This window comes from Stenotrophomonas sp. K-6 (assembly GCF_056861555.1).
Map to the genome: position 1 here is coordinate 333,768 of NZ_JBSPUC010000001.1, position 16,045 is coordinate 349,812.

Here is a 16,045-nt window from a genome sequence, read left to right on the forward strand (position 1 = left end):
ATGGTCCCGGCGCCGCGCAGGTGCGGGCGTCTCGTTGACCGGTAAGATCGGCCGGACAGCCGGTTCAGACACCACTGCGGCCGCTTGCTAAACTTGGATTTCTGCTGTCCATCACCGACAGCCTGTGAACCTTCGCCCATGGCGCTCGTGCCGACCCTGAAAACCTGGTTGCTGGTCGTACCGGCCCTGGCGTTGCTGGGGGTGGTGGGCTATCGCGCGGGCGATCGGGTATTGCACGCCGATCAGGCCGCTGCGCACATGGATGAGCCGCCGGCCGGCAATGCGCCGACGGCGGTCCCGGCCGAAGCGCGGCAACTGGCCCGCCGCCTGCTCGGCAGCGAGCGCGGCACCGCGGTGGCATCCGGCCTGCCACTGGACCTGCGCGCCGATATCGAAGGCGATACCGATCTGTTCGCCTATGCACAACGCCTGCAACTGCAGGCCGCCAATGGCAACGCCGAGGCCGGGTGGATGGTCAGCCGCGTCTACGACTATTGCGCCATGTATGCGATGGACCCGGGCGGCTACCAGCTGGACAACACGCTGTTGACCGGGCTGGGCATGAATGCGTCGGCACCGATGGTCGCCGCGCGCGAACGCGTCTCGCGCCGTTGCGCAGGGTTTGTCAGCAGCGACAACCTGGGCCGGCCGTTGATCCTGGCGCAGCGGCTGCAGTCGGCCAAGGCCGGCAACCTCGCCGCCGAGGCCTCGCTGTTCGCTGAAGGTCATCCGCTGGAAACCGCGCCCGCCTATCGTCGCGGGCTGGTCGAGCGGGTGATGGACTCGCGTGATCCGGAAGCCTTCATGGCACTGGCGCCGGGCATGGGCCAACGTGCCAGCGGCGACAACGCGATGAGCGGCCTGGTCGCCGGCGATCAGTTCAGCGAACTGGCGTGGCGGCTGGCAGCGTGCGAGCTGGGCATGGCCTGCGGGCCGGACAGCGTGCTGATGAACAATTTCTGCGCGAACGGAGGGATCTGTTCGCAGGACGGTGGGCAGGACTTTGCCACTTTTGTGTATGACGCCGCGGTATCGCGGCAAGGTGCGGGGAAAATGAGCGTGTTGGTCGAAGAGCTGGTCAAGCAGAGGAAAGGGCGATGAATTACCGTCGAATCCTGCATGGTGCGAAATTCTGGTTCTGGGTGGCGTTGTTCGTGGCGTACTCGGCTGGAGCGGTGGGTCTGGTGATGATCGACACCTATGACGATCGTTACCGAAGCCTGTCCAAAGTGCAGCTGACCTCGGTCAAGGCCGATGCCGAGGTGCGTCGTGCCGGTGCCAGCCAGGTCGCTGCGGTGTACCGCGCGCAGAGTGGCATGCCGTTCGCTTCGCTGCCCAGCGGCAGCACCTTCCAGGTGGTGTGGCCGGATGGCTCCACCGAAACGATGGTGATCATGGATCCGACCTCGTCGCTGGGCGTGGAGCCGGTGAAGAACTCGCAGGTCACTGCGGCTGATACCGCCAAGTGACCTTCCGGCAGGGCCGGCCATGTCCGACCTGCCTGTGCTGATCGTGCTGCCGGGCATGGATGCCACCGGCACGCTGCATGACGGCTTCATCAATGCGATGGCGGCGAGGGGCATTGCGGCGTCGGTCATTGCCTATCCGCATGACCGTCCGTTGGATTACCGCCAACTGCTTCCCTTCGTGCAGGCCGCGCTGCCGCGCGATGTACCGTTCGTCCTGTTGGGGGAGTCGTTCTCCGGCCCGCTGGCGTTGGCGGTGGCGGCCCGCGCACCCCGTGGCCTGCAAGGCCTGATCCTCACCACCACGTTTGCCCGCGCGCACTGGCCGGCAGGGCGCGCGCTGCGGCCGCTGCTGCGCTGGCTCCCGATGCGGGGCATGCCGTCGCCGGCGCTGTCATGGTGGCTGCTCGGCCGCTGGGCGACGCCGGCGATGCGCGATGCGCTGCAGAAGGCGCTGGCCCAGGTGGACGTGCCGGTCTTGCGGGAGCGGCTGCGTGCCGTGCTGGAGGTGGACATGCGGGCTTGCGCGCCCGAGGTGGCGGTACCGGTGCTGTGTCTGCACGCCTCGGATGACCGCTTGCTGCCTGCGCGCGCGCAGCGCGAGTGGTCAGCACTGCTGCCGCACGCGCAGCAGCACAGCGTGGCCGGCCCGCACCTGCTGTTGCAGGCCAACCCGCAGGCTGCCGCCGACCTCGTCCAGCGTTTTGTCGGTAGGCTCGGCTGACGCGGCAGCACGCCGCAGGCAAACAAAAAGGCGGGGAAATCCCCGCCTTTCTGCTGTCCGGCCTACCGCGTAGAACAAACGATCAGGTCAGCGCGATCGACTTGTTCTTGCGTTCAGCCAGGCGCTTTTCCAGGTAGTGGATGTTCTGCCCACCGGCCTGGAAGCCCTTGTCGCGCATGATGCGCTGCTGCAGCGCGACGTTGGTCTTGATGCCGTCCACGACCAGCTCGCTCAGCGCCACGCGCATGCGCGCGATTGCCGTCTCGCGATCCGGGCCGTGCACGATCAGCTTGCCGATCATCGAGTCATAGTTCGGCGGCACGCGGTAGCCACTGTAGATGTGGGTATCCACGCGCACACCGGGGCCACCCGGCGGATGGAACGCGGTGATCTGGCCCGGGCTCGGCACGAAGGTCTCGGCGTCTTCGGCGTTGATGCGGCACTCGATCGCATGACCGGTCAGCACCACGTCGCTCTGCTTGATCGACAGTTTCTGGCCGGCGGCGATGCGCAGCTGCTCGCAGACCAGGTCGATGCCGGTCACCATCTCCGTCACCGGATGTTCCACCTGCACACGGGTGTTCATTTCGATGAAGTAGAAACGACCGCCTTCGAACAGGAACTCGAACGTACCCGCGCCGCGGTAGCCGATGCGGATGCAGGCTTCCACGCAGACCTTGCCGATCTCGTCGCGCAGCTCGGCGGTGATGCCCGGTGCCGGCGCTTCTTCCACCACCTTCTGGTGGCGGCGCTGCATGGAGCAGTCGCGTTCACCGAGGTGGATGGCGTTGCCCTGGCCATCGGCGAGGACCTGGATCTCCACGTGACGCGGATTCTCCAGGAACTTCTCCATGTAGACCTGATCGTTGCTGAAAGCGGCCTTGGCTTCGGACTTGGTGGTCTCGATCGCGGCCTTCAACGAGGCTTCGGCATGCACCACGCGCATACCGCGGCCGCCACCGCCGCCGGAGGCCTTGATGATGACCGGGTAGCCGATCTCACGGGCGATCTTGGTGTTGGCCACGATGTCGTCGGTCAGCGGGCCGCCCGAGCCGGGCACGCACGGCACGCCGGCGGCCTTCATCGCGCGGATCGCTTCCACCTTGTCGCCCATCAGGCGGATGGTGTCGGCCTTGGGGCCGATGAAGATGAAGCCGGATTCTTCCACGCGCTCGGCAAAGTCGGCGTTCTCCGACAGGAAGCCGTAGCCCGGGTGGATGGCCTGGGCGTCGGTGACTTCCGCCGCGGCGATCAGGGCCGGGATGTTGAGGTAGCTCTCCGAGGACGGTGCCGGACCGATGCAGACCGACTCGTCGGCCATGGCCACGTGCTTGAGGTTGCGGTCGACCGTGGAATGCACAGCCACCGTGCGGATGCCCAGGGTATGGCACGCGCGCAGGATGCGCAGCGCGATCTCCCCTCGGTTGGCAATAACGACTTTGTCGAGCATGGACTAATCCTTAGCCGATCACGAACAGCGGCTGGTCGAATTCGACCGGCTGGCCGTTTTCGCCCAGGATGGCGACGATGGTGCCGGAGACATCGGCTTCGATCGGGTTGAACATTTTCATCGCTTCGATGATCGCCAGCGTTTCACCGGCCTTGACGGCCTGGCCGACCGACACGAAGGCCGGCTTGTCCGGCGAGGACGAGGCATAGAAGGTGCCGACCATCGGCGCGCGCAGCACGTGGCCATCGGGCAGGGCATTGCCGGCCTTGGCGGTGCCACCGGTGGAGGCTTCGGTCGGCGACTGCATCGGCATGGCCGGGGCAGCGGCCTGGGCCGGTGCCGGCGCCATCATCATCTGCGGCTGGGCCTGGACCATGCCGTAGCCGGAGACGGGCGCGCGCGACAGACGCACGGACTCTTCGCCTTCCTTGATTTCGATTTCGGCGAGGTTCGACTCTTCCAGCAGGTCGATCAGTTTCTTGATTTTGCGGAGATCCATAGGGGCCTCTTTAGCTCGTGGTGTCAGTGTGGTGGGAAGCGCGATGCGCTCGGGTCAAAGCAATTCGTAGAAATCGCGCAGCTGCCGCGTACGGTCGCGCGCGAGGGTGGTGAGGCAGTGCATCTGCGCGCCATTGCGCGAGGTGCCATCGGCGTTGAAGGCGTAGACCGCATCGCACTCGTGATCGCGCAGCTGCATCCACGCGCGCTGGGCCAGGATCAGCTGCTTTTCCGCATCGGCGCAGTGCGTGCAGGCGCCTTCGGCGGCCTGGCTGCGCAACTGCTGGCGCGCCTGGGCGTACACCGCGTTCAATTCGGTATCGGCCTCGCTGGCCACATCCGAGGCGCACAGGTCCGATTCCATGGTGCCGCTCGGCTGCGCGCAGTCGATGCCTTCCGCGCTGCGATCAGCGGCGATGGCGGCGCCGCACAGGCAGCCCCACAGCGCGACGCTGGCGAGGACACGCGGCAGCGTCATCACGCGGAGGTGGCCGCCAGCCTGGTCAGCGCCGCATCCATCGCATAGCGATAGCTGTCCGCCCCGAACCCACAGATCACCCCGACCGCCTTGTCGCTGAAATAGCTGTGCTGGCGGAAGGGCTCGCGCGCATGCGGGTTGGACAGGTGGATCTCGATGAAGGGCACGTCCACCGCGGCCAGCGCATCGCGCAGGGCCACCGAGGTGTGGGTGAAGGCCGCCGGGTTGATCAGGATGAAGGCCGTGCCGTCATCGCGGGCGGCCTGCGCCCGGTCGACCAGCACGTGCTCGGCATTGGACTGCAGGCTCTCCAGGGCGTGGCCGGCGGCCTGCGCCTGGGCCAGCAGGGCCTGGTCGATCTGCGCCAGCGTGGTGTGCCCATAGACCCCCGGCTCGCGTGTGCCGAGCAGGTTGAGGTTGGGGCCATGCAGGACCAGCAGTTTCGCCATGGGTGCCGAACAACAGGAAAGGGCGGAGTCTGGCGGAACTGGTGGATCGTGTCCAGTTCGACGAAGTTGCGCGTGTTTCAATCGTATGTTTGAAAATTGAGTGGGACCGTTGGGGTAGATGGATGTTGGCGGCTTGGGGTCGGCGACACGGCGGTTGCAGCCGGTGGCACCCGTTCATCGCATGGCAGGAAATGCGTGGATGTACGCCAGCGCGCACAAGGATCGTTGTGTGGACGCGGTGGCCTGGCGCATCAGGATGCCAACGCGCTTCTCTCAGGGCATGTCGGTCGCATCGAACAACATCCCGCCACGGCTCTTCAATGCGATGGTGCTCACCTCGCTGTGCCCCTTGTCCACCAGCATCTCTGCGGTCCGCTGCAGATAGTCCTTGAAGTGAGGCGTTTGCCGGTGGGTGTCATAGGCAGAGGCATCGGCGTAGATCTCAAAGAAGATCCAATGCTCCGGCTGATCCTGCCGTGTAACGGCATACATCGCCAGGACGCCCGGTTCGATCCGCATGGACTCGCGCATCTCCGCCGTGACGATCCGGGTGAATGCCGGTATATCCGCGGATTTGACCGTCACATCGACGATCCGGACCTCTGGCGTGTCGCCACGCTGCATGACCGAGAGGCGGTCCGGCTTCTCGGCAAGAAACACGGGCGTCGTTTCCGTCAACGTCTTGTCGGTGATGAGCGGCTGCGTGGCGTGCAGAAAATCGGCGTAATGCGCGGTCGCAAGATGCGTCTTCAACGCGTCCGCATCCGCGTAGATTTCGAAGACGTACGCCACGCCCGGCCGCTGGCGATCAGTGACGGCGTGCATCGCCAGAACACCGGGCTCCGTCCGCAGGGAGGCGTCCATGTTGTGCCGGCCGGCAGCGTCGAACGCTTCCTGCCGGCCAGGGTCGGTGTGCAGCTCGAACATGCGCACGATGGGCTGTGCGGCAACGTCGGCACTTCCCAGTATCAGGGACATCAGCATCAGTGCTATCCAGCCGGTCATGGTCTTCTCCTTCGCAGGGTTCAATGGGCGAGCGTGCCGCGCCGCGCCTGGTCCGCGCGATCGGCGGCCTCGGCACCGACCACGTCGCGCAGCACCGCCACGACATGCTCCAGCTGCGCCTCGCTGAGCGCTACGTTCCGGCTGATGCGCATGTGCGCCTGCACCTGCGACTCGGTCCCTGCCATGGCCGACAGCGCGGCCACGGTGGCGAGCTCGCGATCACCCCAGTCGAGGTTGTCGCGCGCAAAGATCGCGCCGAACAGATGTTCCTTGAGGTAGCGGTCGATTTGCGGGGAGAACGCGAACAGCGGGCCTGCGACGGGCTGACCCGACAACCGGGTCTGGTTGGCGGTGCCTACGGCCAGCATCTGGTCCGGCGCAGGCAGCGCGCCCGGCGCTTTCCCCTGTGCATCGTGAACGCCCTGTCCCTTGCGGTCCTCCACCACCGTCATGAAGGTGCCCAGCGCATTCAACGCGCGCGGAAAGCCTGCATAGGCGTAGAGCTGCCCCAGGATTTCCTTGATTTCATTGATCGTCAGCCCCGCGTCCAGTGCGGCGCGCAGTGCCGGTTCGAGGCGGTGAAGATCGCCGGCCGCCGTGAACGCGGCGATTGGCAGGATGGCCTGTTGGCGTGCAGAGAGAGCTGAGGGGGTGTTCATGTGGATATCCGTGGTGTGGGCGGGGGCCGGGTGCTGCGCCAGCAGGGGCAGGGCCATGCCAAGCAGAAGTGCCGCCGTGGCGGCCCGCATGGTGCGGAGGTGGATGTGTCGGCCGTGCACCTGAGGATGCGATCGGGCAGCGGCCGCGAATGCGGGGAAAAGCGGGGTGGGCATGGCGTTCCTGCTGGCATGGCCCAAGGTGGGGCGCACCCATGGTGCCGCACCGTTTTATGTGGATAAACCTGCAGGTCGCGAATAGAGTTATAAAAGCGGCTTATCAATGGGGCGATCATGCGGCGCGAACACTACAACGACCTGCGCGCACTGATGGCGGTTGCCCAAGAGCGCAGTTTCACCCGCGCCGCCGCGCGGATGGGGGTGTCGCAGGCTGCGCTGAGCTATACCGTGCGGGTGCTGGAGCAGCGGCTGGGGATACGCTTGCTGACCCGTACCACGCGCAGCGTGACACCGACCGAAGCCGGTGAACGGCTGCTGGCGCAGATCCGGCCGCACTTCGCCAGCATCGACAGCGCCATCGACGACCTGAGCGAACTGCGTGATCGGCCCAGTGGCACCTTGCGCATCAACAGCAGTGATCCGGCCAGCGAACAAGTGGTCTGGCCCAAACTGCAGGCTCTGCTGGATACCTACGCGGACATCCGGGTGGAGATCACCGACCAGTCCAATCTGGCCGACATCGTCGCCGAGGGGTTCGATGCGGGCATACGCCTGGGCGAGCAGGTGGCCAAGGGCATGATCGCGGTACCGGTCACGCCGCCGCTCAGGATGGCCGTTGTCGGTGCGCCGGACTACTTCAAGCGGTGCGGGGTGCCGCGTACGCCCCAGGACCTGACCGTGCATGACTGCATCAACATGCGGCTGCTGACCCAGGGGGGGCTGTATGCGTGGGAGTTCGAAAAGGATGGCCGCAGCGTGAACGTGCAGGTGGAGGGGCGGCTGACGTTGAGCAGTGTGCGCCTGATCGTCCAGGCGGCACTGGAGGGCCGCGGCCTGGCCTGCGTGCCGGACCTGATCGTCGCCGATGCATTGGCGGACAAGCGGCTGATGCGGGTGATGCAGGAGTGGTGCCCGCCCTTTCCCGGTTTCCATCTTTACTACCCAAGCCGGCGCCAGAACTCGCCGGCGTTCGCGCTGCTGGTCGAGGCGCTTCGATGGGATGGGGATGACGCACTGCTGAGAAAGCCTCAGTAGTCCATGAACCCGGGGGCTGCTTATCAGTCCCCGCTGCGTGGGCCACCATGGCGCCCACTGAAACCACGCCCGGCTTCTGCCGCGCTGCCCAGCACTGTTTCTCTGCATCCTCCCTGCGCACCGCGCTGGGCGGCAACGCCATTGCTGCTTCATAGAGTGTCCACCATGAGTCCTGTCGCCACCTCCATCCTTGCGCATCGCGCTGCCGCCGCGCCGGCGCACTGGGCCGGCATCTTCGCCATGACCCTGTGCGTGTTCTGCCTGGTCGCCTCGGAATTCATGCCGGTCAGTCTGTTGACGCCCATCGCCACCTCGCTCGGTGTTACCGAAGGATGGGCCGGCTATGGGATTGCCATCTCCGGTGCCTTCGCCGTCATCACCAGCCTGTGCATCGCCCGCATCGCAGGTAACCTCGACCGCAAGACACTGCTTCTGCTGCTCACCGTGCTGATGGGCATTTCCGGTGTCATCGTCAGCCTCGCCCCCAGCTATCCGGTCTACATGATCGGACGCGCGCTGATCGGTGTGGTCATCGGCGGCTTCTGGTCGATGTCGGCGGCGATCGCGATACGGGTGGTGCCGGCCGCGAGCGTGCCCAAGGCGCTGGCCGTCTTCAATGGCGGCAATGCGCTGGCGACGGTCGTGGCAGCTCCGTTGGGCAGCTACCTCGGCGGCATCATCGGCTGGCGCGGCGCCTTTCTGTGCCTGTTGCCGATCGCCGTGATCGCACTGGTGTGGCAATGGATCAGTCTTCCTGCCCTGAAGCCGGCGCCTCGCCAGGCGACCGGCAGCATCTTCGCTGTGCTCCGGCGCCCGCTCGTGCTGCGCGGGATGGCCGCCGTCGGGGTGTTCTTCAGCGGTCAGTTCATGCTGTTCACCTACCTGCGCCCGGTCCTTGAAACGGTGACCCAGGTCAGCGTGGGCACGCTGTCGATGCTGCTGCTTGCGTTGGGGGTGGCCGGCTTCATCGGCACCGTGCTCATCGGGAGCTGCATCCGGAAGAGCGTGTACCTGCCGCTGATGATCATCCCATTGGTCATGGCGGCCATCGCGGTGGGGCTCACCGTCTTCGGTCACTCCAGCCGCATGGCCTTCGTGCTTCTTGCTGCCTGGGGCCTGGTGGCGACTGCCGCACCGGTCGCCTGGTGGGCATGGCTGGCCCGGTCCATGCCTGAGGATGCCGAGGCCGGTGGCGGGCTGATGGTGGCGGTCGTGCAGCTCTCCATCGCGCTGGGGTCCACGGTGGGCGGGCTGCTTTTCGACGGCAGTGGCTACCGCGTGACCTTCATCGTCAGCGCTGCGGTACTGACGGTCGGTTCTCTGCTGGCCGCGCTCACCGCGCGTACCCGCCCGTCATAGTCCGGGATGGCGCAGCGCGTTGATGAGGGCGGCAAACGCAGGCGATCCCTGCCGGCGGTTGGGGTAGTAGAGGTGGTAGCCGGAAAACAGCGGACACCACTCGTCCAGCACCTGCACCAGCTGGCCGCTGGCGAGGTAGGGCGCGGCAAGATCCTCAGTGACATACGCCAGTCCAATGCCATCCACGGCGGCATTGATGACATGGAACATGCTGTTGAACACCAGCTGCCCCTCGCCCTTGACGCTGAATTCCTTGCCATCCTTTTCGAACTCCCATGCATAGATGCTGCCTGCGGGCCGGTGACGGATGTTGACGCAGGGCAACCCCGTGATCTCGTACGGCGTACGGGGTTTGGGATGGCGCTGGAAGTACGCAGGCGAGCCCACTACCACCAGCCGCCAGTCCGGACCAATGCGGACGGCGATCATGTCGTTGCTCAGCGCCTCGCCCAGGCGGATGCCCGCGTCGAAGCGTTCCTCGACCACGTTGGTGAATCCGTAGTCCACGTAGAACTCCAGCGTGATGTCCGGGTACGCGGCCAGGAACGTCGCCAGCCTGGGCCGGATCACCATCTCGATGGCATCGTCGCTGCAGGTGATGCGAAGAGTGCCGGCGGGGCGGTCACGGAGATCGCCGAGCGCATCCACGCTCTCGCCGATGGCGTCGAAATGCGGGCCGATCGAGCGCATCAGCCGCTCGCCCGCTTCGGTGGGCGCGACATTGCGCGTGGTCCGGGCCAGCAGCCGGACGCCGAGGCGCGCTTCGAGCTGTTTCAGTGTGTGACTCAGCGCCGATGCAGAGACCCCGAGCCGTGCCGCGGCCTTGGTGAAGCTCTGCTCCCTGGCGACGGCCAGAAATGCCTGCAGATCGTTGGTTTTCAGGACAGCCATTGCTGATTCCGCATCAGGAGTCGGGCGCGATGCCCACAGTATCACCGCGATTTGTGAGCAGAGCTCAGTACGCCTTCCACATTCCCCCGGCTAATCACGGTGGTTGCGGAGGACTACCTTGGGTCCGGCCTACCAACGCCCCGCATTTCTTACTGAGTACCTCTCATGAAACGACTTGCCCTGCTGCTGGCGCTGGCCGCCAGTTCCTTCACGACCCTGGGAGCCACCATGCCAACCGGCGCAGACAATTTCTACAAAAGTGACACGGTCACCGTTGAACGGGTGACCTTCAAGAACCAGTACCACATGGAGGTGGTGGGGAATCTCGTCAGGCCCAAGGCGGCATCGAACGCCACCGCGTCGGCCGCGGTGATCGTCGGCCACCCGATGGGAGCGGTCAAAGAGCAGAGCTCCATGCTGTACGCGCAGAAGCTGGCCGAGCAGGGCTTTGTGACCCTGGCGATCGATCTGCCCTTCTGGGGAGAGAGCGAAGGCGAGCCGCGCAATCTGGTCGCCCCCGAGATGTACAGCGAAGCCTTCAGTGCCGCAGTGGATTACCTGGGCACCCGCGACTTCATCGACCGCACGCGGATCGGTGTGCTCGGCATCTGCGGCAGCGGCAGTTTCGCCATCAGCGCGGCCAAGATGGATCCCAGGCTGCGCGCCATCGCCACGGTCAGCATGTATGACATGGGCGACGTGACACGCAACGGTCTGGGCCAGTCGGTGTCGCTGGAACAGCGCAAGGCGATGTTGGCCAAGGCGGCCGAGCAGCGCTACACCGAGTTCACCACCGGAAAGGGAATCTTCCTCGACTATCTTCCCACCCAGCTGCCCGCCGATGCCGATGCCGATGCCGTGACCCGCGAGTTCTGGGCGTTCTACCGGACCCCGCGTGGCATCGCCATTCCCAAGGGCCGCACGCTGGAGACCACCCAGAACCGCATGCTGACCAGCGAAGTCCGCTTCGTGAATTTCTATCCGTTCAATGACATCGAGACGATCTCGCCACGCCCCATGCTGTTCATCGCCGGCAGCGAGGCCCACTCGCTGGAGTTCAGCCAGAAGGCCTACGCGCTGGCAGGCCAGCCCAAAGAGCTGTATCTCGTCCCGGGTGCAGGACATGTGGATCTTTATGATCGTGTTGATCGGATTCCGTTCGACAAACTCACCCGGTTCTTCGTCGCCAACCTGAGCGCCGACTGAGCCCAGGCAGGATGCACTTGCCGTCGATTTTCAGCAGGGCAAGGGAGTCTTCGCTATCCCAACCAGGGGAGTCCAGCATCAGCTTCACCTGCGCAGCGTGTGGGGTGAGGTCCAGGATCCGGTAACTGCGTTTGCGGGTGTCGGATCAATGGCGTGCACTACGTTCCAGGACTCCGGAATTCGATTCCCGAAGTCCTCCCGTCAGCGCACTTCGGCAAGCACCGCACGCACCCGCAGGGCCAGCTCCTCCAGCGTGAACGGTTTGCCGATCAGGTGGACGCTGGGGTCCAGTACGCCGTCGTGCTCCAGCGCATTGCGGCTGTAGCCGGTGGTGAACAGCACTTTCAGGTCCGGACGCCGCTTCAGGGCCTCATCGGCCAGTTGCCGGCCGTTGACCTCGGGCATCACCACATCGGTGAACAGCAGCGCGATGTCGGGATGGCTGTCGAGCAGGGTCAGCGCCGTGGCGGCCCCTTCGGCGGCGAGCACCGGGTAGCCCAGTTCGCTCAGCGCATCGATGGAGAACTGGCGGACGCCGGGCTCGTCTTCCACGACGAGCACACGCTCGCGGCCCCCGCTCAGCGGAGTGGTAACGCCTGTTGCCGGCGAAGGCGGGGCGGCGATATCAGCAACAAGGCGCGGCAGATACAAGGTCACCGTTGTTCCCTGGCCAACGTCAGAGCGGATCTTCACGTGACCGGCCGACTGTTTGACGAAGCCATATACCTGCGACAAGCCAAGCCCCGTGCCTTGGCCCACCTTCTTCGTAGTGAAGAAAGGATCGAATGCCTTGGCGATCACCTCCGGCGGCATGCCGCTGCCGTTGTCGGCCACGGTGATCAGAACATACTCGCCGTCGGGAACATCCGCCGGCGCGGAGCCAACACCTGCGGTGATCTCACCGTTGGCGGTTTCCACCGTCAGGCGCCCACCGCCAGGCAGCGCATCGCGCGCATTGACGGCCAGATTGAGAATCACGTTCTCCAGCTGATTGGCATCGGCGAACGTCCGCCACAGGTCAGCGGCCAATACGGTCTGCAAGCGGATGCTGCTGCCCAGCGAATGCACCAGCAGGTCGGACATGCCCGCCACCAGCTGGTTCACATCCAGGGGCACCGGCTGCAATGGCTGCTGGCGCGAAAATGCCAGCAATCGCTGGGTGAGCTGTGCCGCCCGGGTAGCGCCATCGATGGCCATGTCGATGTAGCGCTTGGTGCGCGGGTCGTTGTCGCCGAGCCGCATCGCCAGCAGGTCCAGCGGGCCGATCACGGTCGCCAGCATGTTGTTGAAGTCGTGGGCGATACCGCCGGTGAGCTGGCCGACAGCCTCCATCTTCTGACTCTGGCGAAGCGCATCTTCCACACGGGTGCGCTCGGCGACCTCTTCGAGCACGCGGCTTTCCAGGTGCTCGTTCAATTCCTGCAGGCGGGCATCGGCGATCTTGCGCGCCGTGATCTCGACCACCACCCCCACGATGCGGACGCAGCGGTCGCCCTCGAAGTGACCGCGGCCCTTGGCCGCGACCCAGCGCACGATGCCGTCTTCCTTGCCGACCGTGCGGTACTCCACGTCATAGAGCGCGCGCTGGGCCGGATCAGCCGCGGCGGCAAAGGCGGCGAGGGTTGCTTCACGGTCGTCGGGGTGGATGCCCTCGTTGAAATCACGCAGCGACACCGGAACATCGGGGGAAATGCCGAACATCGCCTTGGTCCGGGGCGGCCAGATCAAGGCGTCCGCCACCAGGTCGACATCCCAGAAGCCCATGTCGCCTGCCTCGGTGGCAAACCGCAGGCGCTCCTCGCTTTTAGCCAGGGCCGCCTCGGCGGCTTCACGCACGGTGAGGTCCAGCATCGCGCCGATCATCCGCAGCGGCTCACCCACCGCATCGCGCAGGACGGTGCCGCGGTCGAGCACGGAAGCGAAGCTGCCATCGGCGCGGCGGAAGCGGTACTCGCTGTTCCATGCGGTGCCGTCGCCCTCGATCACGGCATGAATGTCCGCATCCACACGCGCCCGGTCGTCGGGATGGATATGGTCCAGCCACCACTGCGCGCTGGTTTCGCTAAGCGCATGGCCGAACAGCGTGGTCAGTGCCTCGTTCCAGATCACGTGACCATCGGAAATGCGCCAGTCCCAGATCGCATCGTTGGTGGCGTGGGCCGCCAGCCGATAGCGCTCCTCCACTTCAGCATGACGGGCTTCGGCCGCCTTGCGGTCGGTGATGTCCAGTGAGGTGCCGACCAAGCCCACCACGGTCCCATCCGCATCACGCAACGGCGATTTGGTGGACAGCCAGTAGGCGCGCCGGCCATCGGGAAAGCTCACTTCTTCTTCGAGCTGCTCGGTCTGCCCGCTGGCCATGACGCGCTCATCGGTGGCCATCACCGTGGCGGCCTGGGCCGGGTCGCTGAGCAGTTCGGCGTCGGTGCGCCCCACATATACCTCGGGGGGCAGACCGATCAGATCGGTGGTGCCGCGGTTGCCGATCAGGATCCGGCCTTGGCGGTCCTTGGCGTACACCACACCCGGTGCGGCTTCCACGAACGAACGCAGCAGGGTCTGCGCCTGGTCACGCTCGGCCTCCACCCGCCGGCGTTCATCGATGTCGATCAGCACGCCGGGAAACCCGACCGCGTGTCCGTTGGCATCCAGATCGACCCGGCCGATGGCCTCGATCCAGCGATAGGCACCGTCCGCGCCGCGGGTGCGGTACTGGTGGGCATAGCGACCGCCACGGCGCACGGCTTCGGCGATCGCCTCCGCCAGCCCCGGGCGATCCTCGGGATGAACGGCAGACACCACCTGCTCCAGACGCAGCTCGGTGCGTGCAAGGGCGGGGTCCAGTCCATGCGCCTGGGCGAGGGCATCGTCGACGGTGAGGCTGTCCTGGGCAACATCCCAGAACCAGGTGCCGATGATCGCGCCAGCGGCCAGCGCCAGCTTGACGCGCTCGGTATCCCGTTCGCCGTGGGAACCCGTGGTAGGTGAAGAGCTCAAACGGTACCTGCGATCAGCGGGGGGCGGCCGCCATAGCGTATCGCTGCGGGGTGTCGCTGTGGAACCCTCTCAGCGCTGCGTGGCAGCGCCTCAGGGAATCAACCGCGCCGCCCGCAGCTGCGTGAACAGCGCGAAGAACGCATCGTCACTGGGCTGGTAATCCAGGAACCCCATCCGGCGGCTCTTGGACATGTCCGTGATCACCTCCAGCGGGCGCCCGAGATCGGCATCGGTGTGCCAGGGAGAGATCAGCCGGTGGATGTCAGACTCGGCCAGGCCGTGGGTGGCGGCCAGCGACGACCACAGCGCGGCATCATCGGCCATCTGCTCGGCGAGCGGACGGACCTGACCGCTGAACGGCACAGCCTCGATATCGAACCACGCAGCAATCCGGCTCCACATCCAGCGCCAGCGGAACACATCGCCATTGACCACGTTGAAGGCCTGGTTGGCAGCAGCCGGTGTCTGCGTCGCCCACAGCAGGTGCCGCGCCAGCAGCCCGGCATCGGTCATATCGGTCAGCCCGTCCCACTGGGCAAGCGAGCCGGGGAACTGGAACGGGCGGCCGGTGTAGCGGCACAGGGTCGCGTGTACGGCCAAGGTCGTGCCCATGTTCATGGCATTGCCCACCGCGGCGCCGATCACCGTATGCGGGCGATGCACGCTCCAGTGGAAGCCATCGCGGGCGGCGGCGGCAAACACCTCGTCTTCCTGTGCGTAGTAGAAGTTGTCCACGGGCAGACGCGGTTGTTCTTCACGGAAGGGCGTCTGCGGCAGGTTGCCCTGCGCATAGGCTTCGAAGGGGCCCAGATAGTGCTTCAGGCCGGTCACCAGCGCCACGTGCTGCACCGTGCCGGCCGGCTGCACTGCATCGAGCAGATGGCGCACCATCGCGCTGTTGACCCGGATGTTCTCGGCCTCGTTGGCTTGCCGGGACCAGGTGGTGATGAACACATGCGTGGGCGCCAGTCCGGAAAGCGCTTCACGTGTGGCCCGGGCATCACGCAGATCGGCCGAAACGCCGTGCGCACCCGCCGGCAGCGCATCGGGCCGACGCGCCAGGCCATGCACCTCCCAGCCTTCCTGCAGCAACTGCTGGATCAGCGCACTGCCGACGATCCCGGTCGCACCGACCACCAACGCTTTCTGCCTCACGATGTCGCCTCTTTCATTGCTTTACAGGCCCACACCTTAGGATATCCAGGTACGCCTCGAAAGAAGGCACCAAACGGTAACCACACATGAAAACCGGCAGTCCCGAAGAACACTGGCAGGAGGATTGCGCGCCCCGGCGCGTGCTGGAGCTGTTCAGCACCAAGTGGACCTCGATGGTGCTGCACACCCTGGCCGTGCGCCATGACGGTACCGCCCGCAGCAACGCGCTGCACCGCAGCCTGCCGGCCATTTCGAAGAAGATGCTGATCCAGACCCTGCGCGACATGGAGCATGCCGGGATCGTGCTGCGCACCGAGTATCCCACCGTGCCGCCCTCGGTGGAGTACACGCTGACCCCGCTGGGGCGGCAACTGGTGGAACCGATCGAACTGATCTACGACTGGGCGCGCCGCAACGCCGGCGCCCTGGATGCACTGCAGCCGCGCGCGACGTCACGTCGGCGCTGAGCCGGAGGTGCCAGCCGGATCGGGTAGAG

At 65.8% G+C, this 16,045-nt stretch carries 16 protein-coding genes; 7 read left to right on the top strand and 9 right to left on the bottom strand.

What is annotated here, in order from left to right; all coding sequences use genetic code 11:
- Positions 1 to 138: 138 nt before the first annotated feature.
- From AC13F7_RS01445 to AC13F7_RS01455, 3 genes are read left to right on the top strand one after another with little or no spacing between them, the layout of a single operon-like run.
- Complete coding sequence (locus AC13F7_RS01445; protein ID WP_481467183.1) at positions 139 to 1,101, top strand: hypothetical protein; 963 nt, start codon at positions 139 to 141, stop codon at positions 1,099 to 1,101.
- Complete coding sequence (locus AC13F7_RS01450; RefSeq protein WP_346471178.1) at positions 1,098 to 1,469, top strand: hypothetical protein; 372 nt, start codon at positions 1,098 to 1,100, stop codon at positions 1,467 to 1,469. The genes AC13F7_RS01445 and AC13F7_RS01450 overlap by 4 nt, the downstream gene beginning before the upstream one ends.
- Before the next feature lie 19 nt (positions 1,470 to 1,488).
- Positions 1,489 to 2,190: an alpha/beta fold hydrolase gene (locus AC13F7_RS01455; protein WP_482999016.1), complete on the top strand. Its 702-nt coding sequence runs from the start codon at positions 1,489 to 1,491 to the stop codon at positions 2,188 to 2,190.
- Between the two features lie 82 nt (positions 2,191 to 2,272).
- Here AC13F7_RS01455 and accC read toward each other — a convergent pair whose 3' ends face one another.
- The 6 genes from accC to AC13F7_RS01485 form a co-directional block, all read right to left on the bottom strand.
- Entirely contained in the window at positions 2,273 to 3,640 is a 1,368-nt protein-coding gene (accC, locus tag AC13F7_RS01460) for an acetyl-CoA carboxylase biotin carboxylase subunit (protein ID WP_346471180.1), read from the bottom strand.
- Between the two features lie 10 nt (positions 3,641 to 3,650).
- Positions 3,651 to 4,139: an acetyl-CoA carboxylase biotin carboxyl carrier protein gene (gene accB / locus AC13F7_RS01465; RefSeq protein WP_019183531.1), complete on the bottom strand. Its 489-nt coding sequence runs from the start codon at positions 4,137 to 4,139 to the stop codon at positions 3,651 to 3,653.
- Positions 4,140 to 4,193: 54 nt separating this feature from the next.
- Positions 4,194 to 4,616: a lysozyme inhibitor LprI family protein gene (locus AC13F7_RS01470; RefSeq protein ID WP_482999017.1), complete on the bottom strand. Its 423-nt coding sequence runs from the start codon at positions 4,614 to 4,616 to the stop codon at positions 4,194 to 4,196.
- Positions 4,616 to 5,065 carry a type II 3-dehydroquinate dehydratase gene (aroQ, locus tag AC13F7_RS01475; RefSeq protein WP_482999018.1) on the bottom strand — a complete coding sequence of 150 codons (450 nt, stop codon included), beginning with the start codon at positions 5,063 to 5,065 and terminating at the stop codon, positions 4,616 to 4,618. Before aroQ ends, AC13F7_RS01470 begins: the two co-directional genes overlap by 1 nt.
- Before the next feature lie 273 nt (positions 5,066 to 5,338).
- On the bottom strand, positions 5,339 to 6,070 hold the full coding sequence (locus tag AC13F7_RS01480) for a putative quinol monooxygenase (protein WP_482999019.1): 732 nt from the start codon (positions 6,068 to 6,070) through the stop codon (positions 5,339 to 5,341).
- A gap of 20 nt (positions 6,071 to 6,090) precedes the next feature.
- Positions 6,091 to 6,903, bottom strand: coding sequence for a carboxymuconolactone decarboxylase family protein (locus AC13F7_RS01485; RefSeq protein WP_482999020.1), 813 nt, complete (start codon positions 6,901 to 6,903; stop codon positions 6,091 to 6,093).
- A 117-nt stretch (positions 6,904 to 7,020) separates the two neighbouring features.
- Here AC13F7_RS01485 and AC13F7_RS01490 point away from each other — a divergent pair, with 117 nt between their 5' ends.
- A complete protein-coding gene (locus AC13F7_RS01490; RefSeq protein ID WP_482999021.1) occupies positions 7,021 to 7,941 on the top strand; it encodes a LysR family transcriptional regulator in 921 nt (306 codons plus the stop codon).
- A 165-nt stretch (positions 7,942 to 8,106) separates the two neighbouring features.
- Positions 8,107 to 9,300 carry an MFS transporter gene (locus AC13F7_RS01495; protein ID WP_482999022.1) on the top strand — a complete coding sequence of 398 codons (1,194 nt, stop codon included), beginning with the start codon at positions 8,107 to 8,109 and terminating at the stop codon, positions 9,298 to 9,300.
- Here AC13F7_RS01495 and AC13F7_RS01500 read toward each other — a convergent pair.
- Complete coding sequence (locus tag AC13F7_RS01500) at positions 9,295 to 10,191, bottom strand: LysR family transcriptional regulator (RefSeq protein WP_482999023.1); 897 nt, start codon at positions 10,189 to 10,191, stop codon at positions 9,295 to 9,297. The genes AC13F7_RS01495 and AC13F7_RS01500 overlap by 6 nt on opposite strands.
- Positions 10,192 to 10,356: 165 nt before the next feature.
- On the opposite strand from AC13F7_RS01500, the gene AC13F7_RS01505 reads away from it, so the two are divergent.
- Positions 10,357 to 11,397 (top strand): alpha/beta hydrolase, encoded by a 1,041-nt coding sequence (locus tag AC13F7_RS01505; protein ID WP_482999024.1) that lies wholly within the window; start codon positions 10,357 to 10,359, stop codon positions 11,395 to 11,397.
- Between the two features lie 201 nt (positions 11,398 to 11,598).
- Here AC13F7_RS01505 and AC13F7_RS01510 read toward each other — a convergent pair whose 3' ends face one another.
- Together AC13F7_RS01510 and AC13F7_RS01515 are read right to left on the bottom strand one after the other, a co-directional pair.
- Positions 11,599 to 14,394: a PAS domain-containing hybrid sensor histidine kinase/response regulator gene (locus AC13F7_RS01510; RefSeq protein ID WP_482999025.1), complete on the bottom strand. Its 2,796-nt coding sequence runs from the start codon at positions 14,392 to 14,394 to the stop codon at positions 11,599 to 11,601.
- 90 nt (positions 14,395 to 14,484) lie between these two features.
- A complete protein-coding gene (locus AC13F7_RS01515; protein WP_481467301.1) occupies positions 14,485 to 15,552 on the bottom strand; it encodes an SDR family oxidoreductase in 1,068 nt (355 codons plus the stop codon).
- 83 nt (positions 15,553 to 15,635) lie between these two features.
- Here AC13F7_RS01515 and AC13F7_RS01520 point away from each other — a divergent pair, with 83 nt between their 5' ends.
- Positions 15,636 to 16,016: a winged helix-turn-helix transcriptional regulator gene (locus AC13F7_RS01520; RefSeq protein ID WP_481467208.1), complete on the top strand. Its 381-nt coding sequence runs from the start codon at positions 15,636 to 15,638 to the stop codon at positions 16,014 to 16,016.
- Positions 16,017 to 16,045 lie beyond the last annotated feature (29 nt).

Bases quoted from the DNA above. Each gene is read 5' to 3' on its own strand.
- AC13F7_RS01480 (WP_482999019.1), bottom strand. From the start codon at position 6,070: ATGACCGGCTGGATAGCACTGATGCTGATGTCCCTGATACTGGGAAGT.
- AC13F7_RS01470 (WP_482999017.1), bottom strand. From the start codon at position 4,616: ATGACGCTGCCGCGTGTCCTCGCCAGCGTCGCGCTGTGGGGCTGCCTG.
- AC13F7_RS01495 (WP_482999022.1), top strand. From the start codon at position 8,107: ATGAGTCCTGTCGCCACCTCCATCCTTGCGCATCGCGCTGCCGCCGCG.
- AC13F7_RS01505 (WP_482999024.1), top strand. From the start codon at position 10,357: ATGAAACGACTTGCCCTGCTGCTGGCGCTGGCCGCCAGTTCCTTCACG.
- AC13F7_RS01520 (WP_481467208.1), top strand. From the start codon at position 15,636: ATGAAAACCGGCAGTCCCGAAGAACACTGGCAGGAGGATTGCGCGCCC.
- accC (WP_346471180.1), bottom strand. From the start codon at position 3,640: ATGCTCGACAAAGTCGTTATTGCCAACCGAGGGGAGATCGCGCTGCGC.
- accB (WP_019183531.1), bottom strand. From the start codon at position 4,139: ATGGATCTCCGCAAAATCAAGAAACTGATCGACCTGCTGGAAGAGTCG.
- AC13F7_RS01450 (WP_346471178.1), top strand. From the start codon at position 1,098: ATGAATTACCGTCGAATCCTGCATGGTGCGAAATTCTGGTTCTGGGTG.
- AC13F7_RS01500 (WP_482999023.1), bottom strand. From the start codon at position 10,191: ATGGCTGTCCTGAAAACCAACGATCTGCAGGCATTTCTGGCCGTCGCC.
- AC13F7_RS01490 (WP_482999021.1), top strand. From the start codon at position 7,021: ATGCGGCGCGAACACTACAACGACCTGCGCGCACTGATGGCGGTTGCC.
- AC13F7_RS01485 (WP_482999020.1), bottom strand. From the start codon at position 6,903: ATGCCCACCCCGCTTTTCCCCGCATTCGCGGCCGCTGCCCGATCGCAT.
- AC13F7_RS01455 (WP_482999016.1), top strand. From the start codon at position 1,489: ATGTCCGACCTGCCTGTGCTGATCGTGCTGCCGGGCATGGATGCCACC.
- AC13F7_RS01445 (WP_481467183.1), top strand. From the start codon at position 139: ATGGCGCTCGTGCCGACCCTGAAAACCTGGTTGCTGGTCGTACCGGCC.
- aroQ (WP_482999018.1), bottom strand. From the start codon at position 5,065: ATGGCGAAACTGCTGGTCCTGCATGGCCCCAACCTCAACCTGCTCGGC.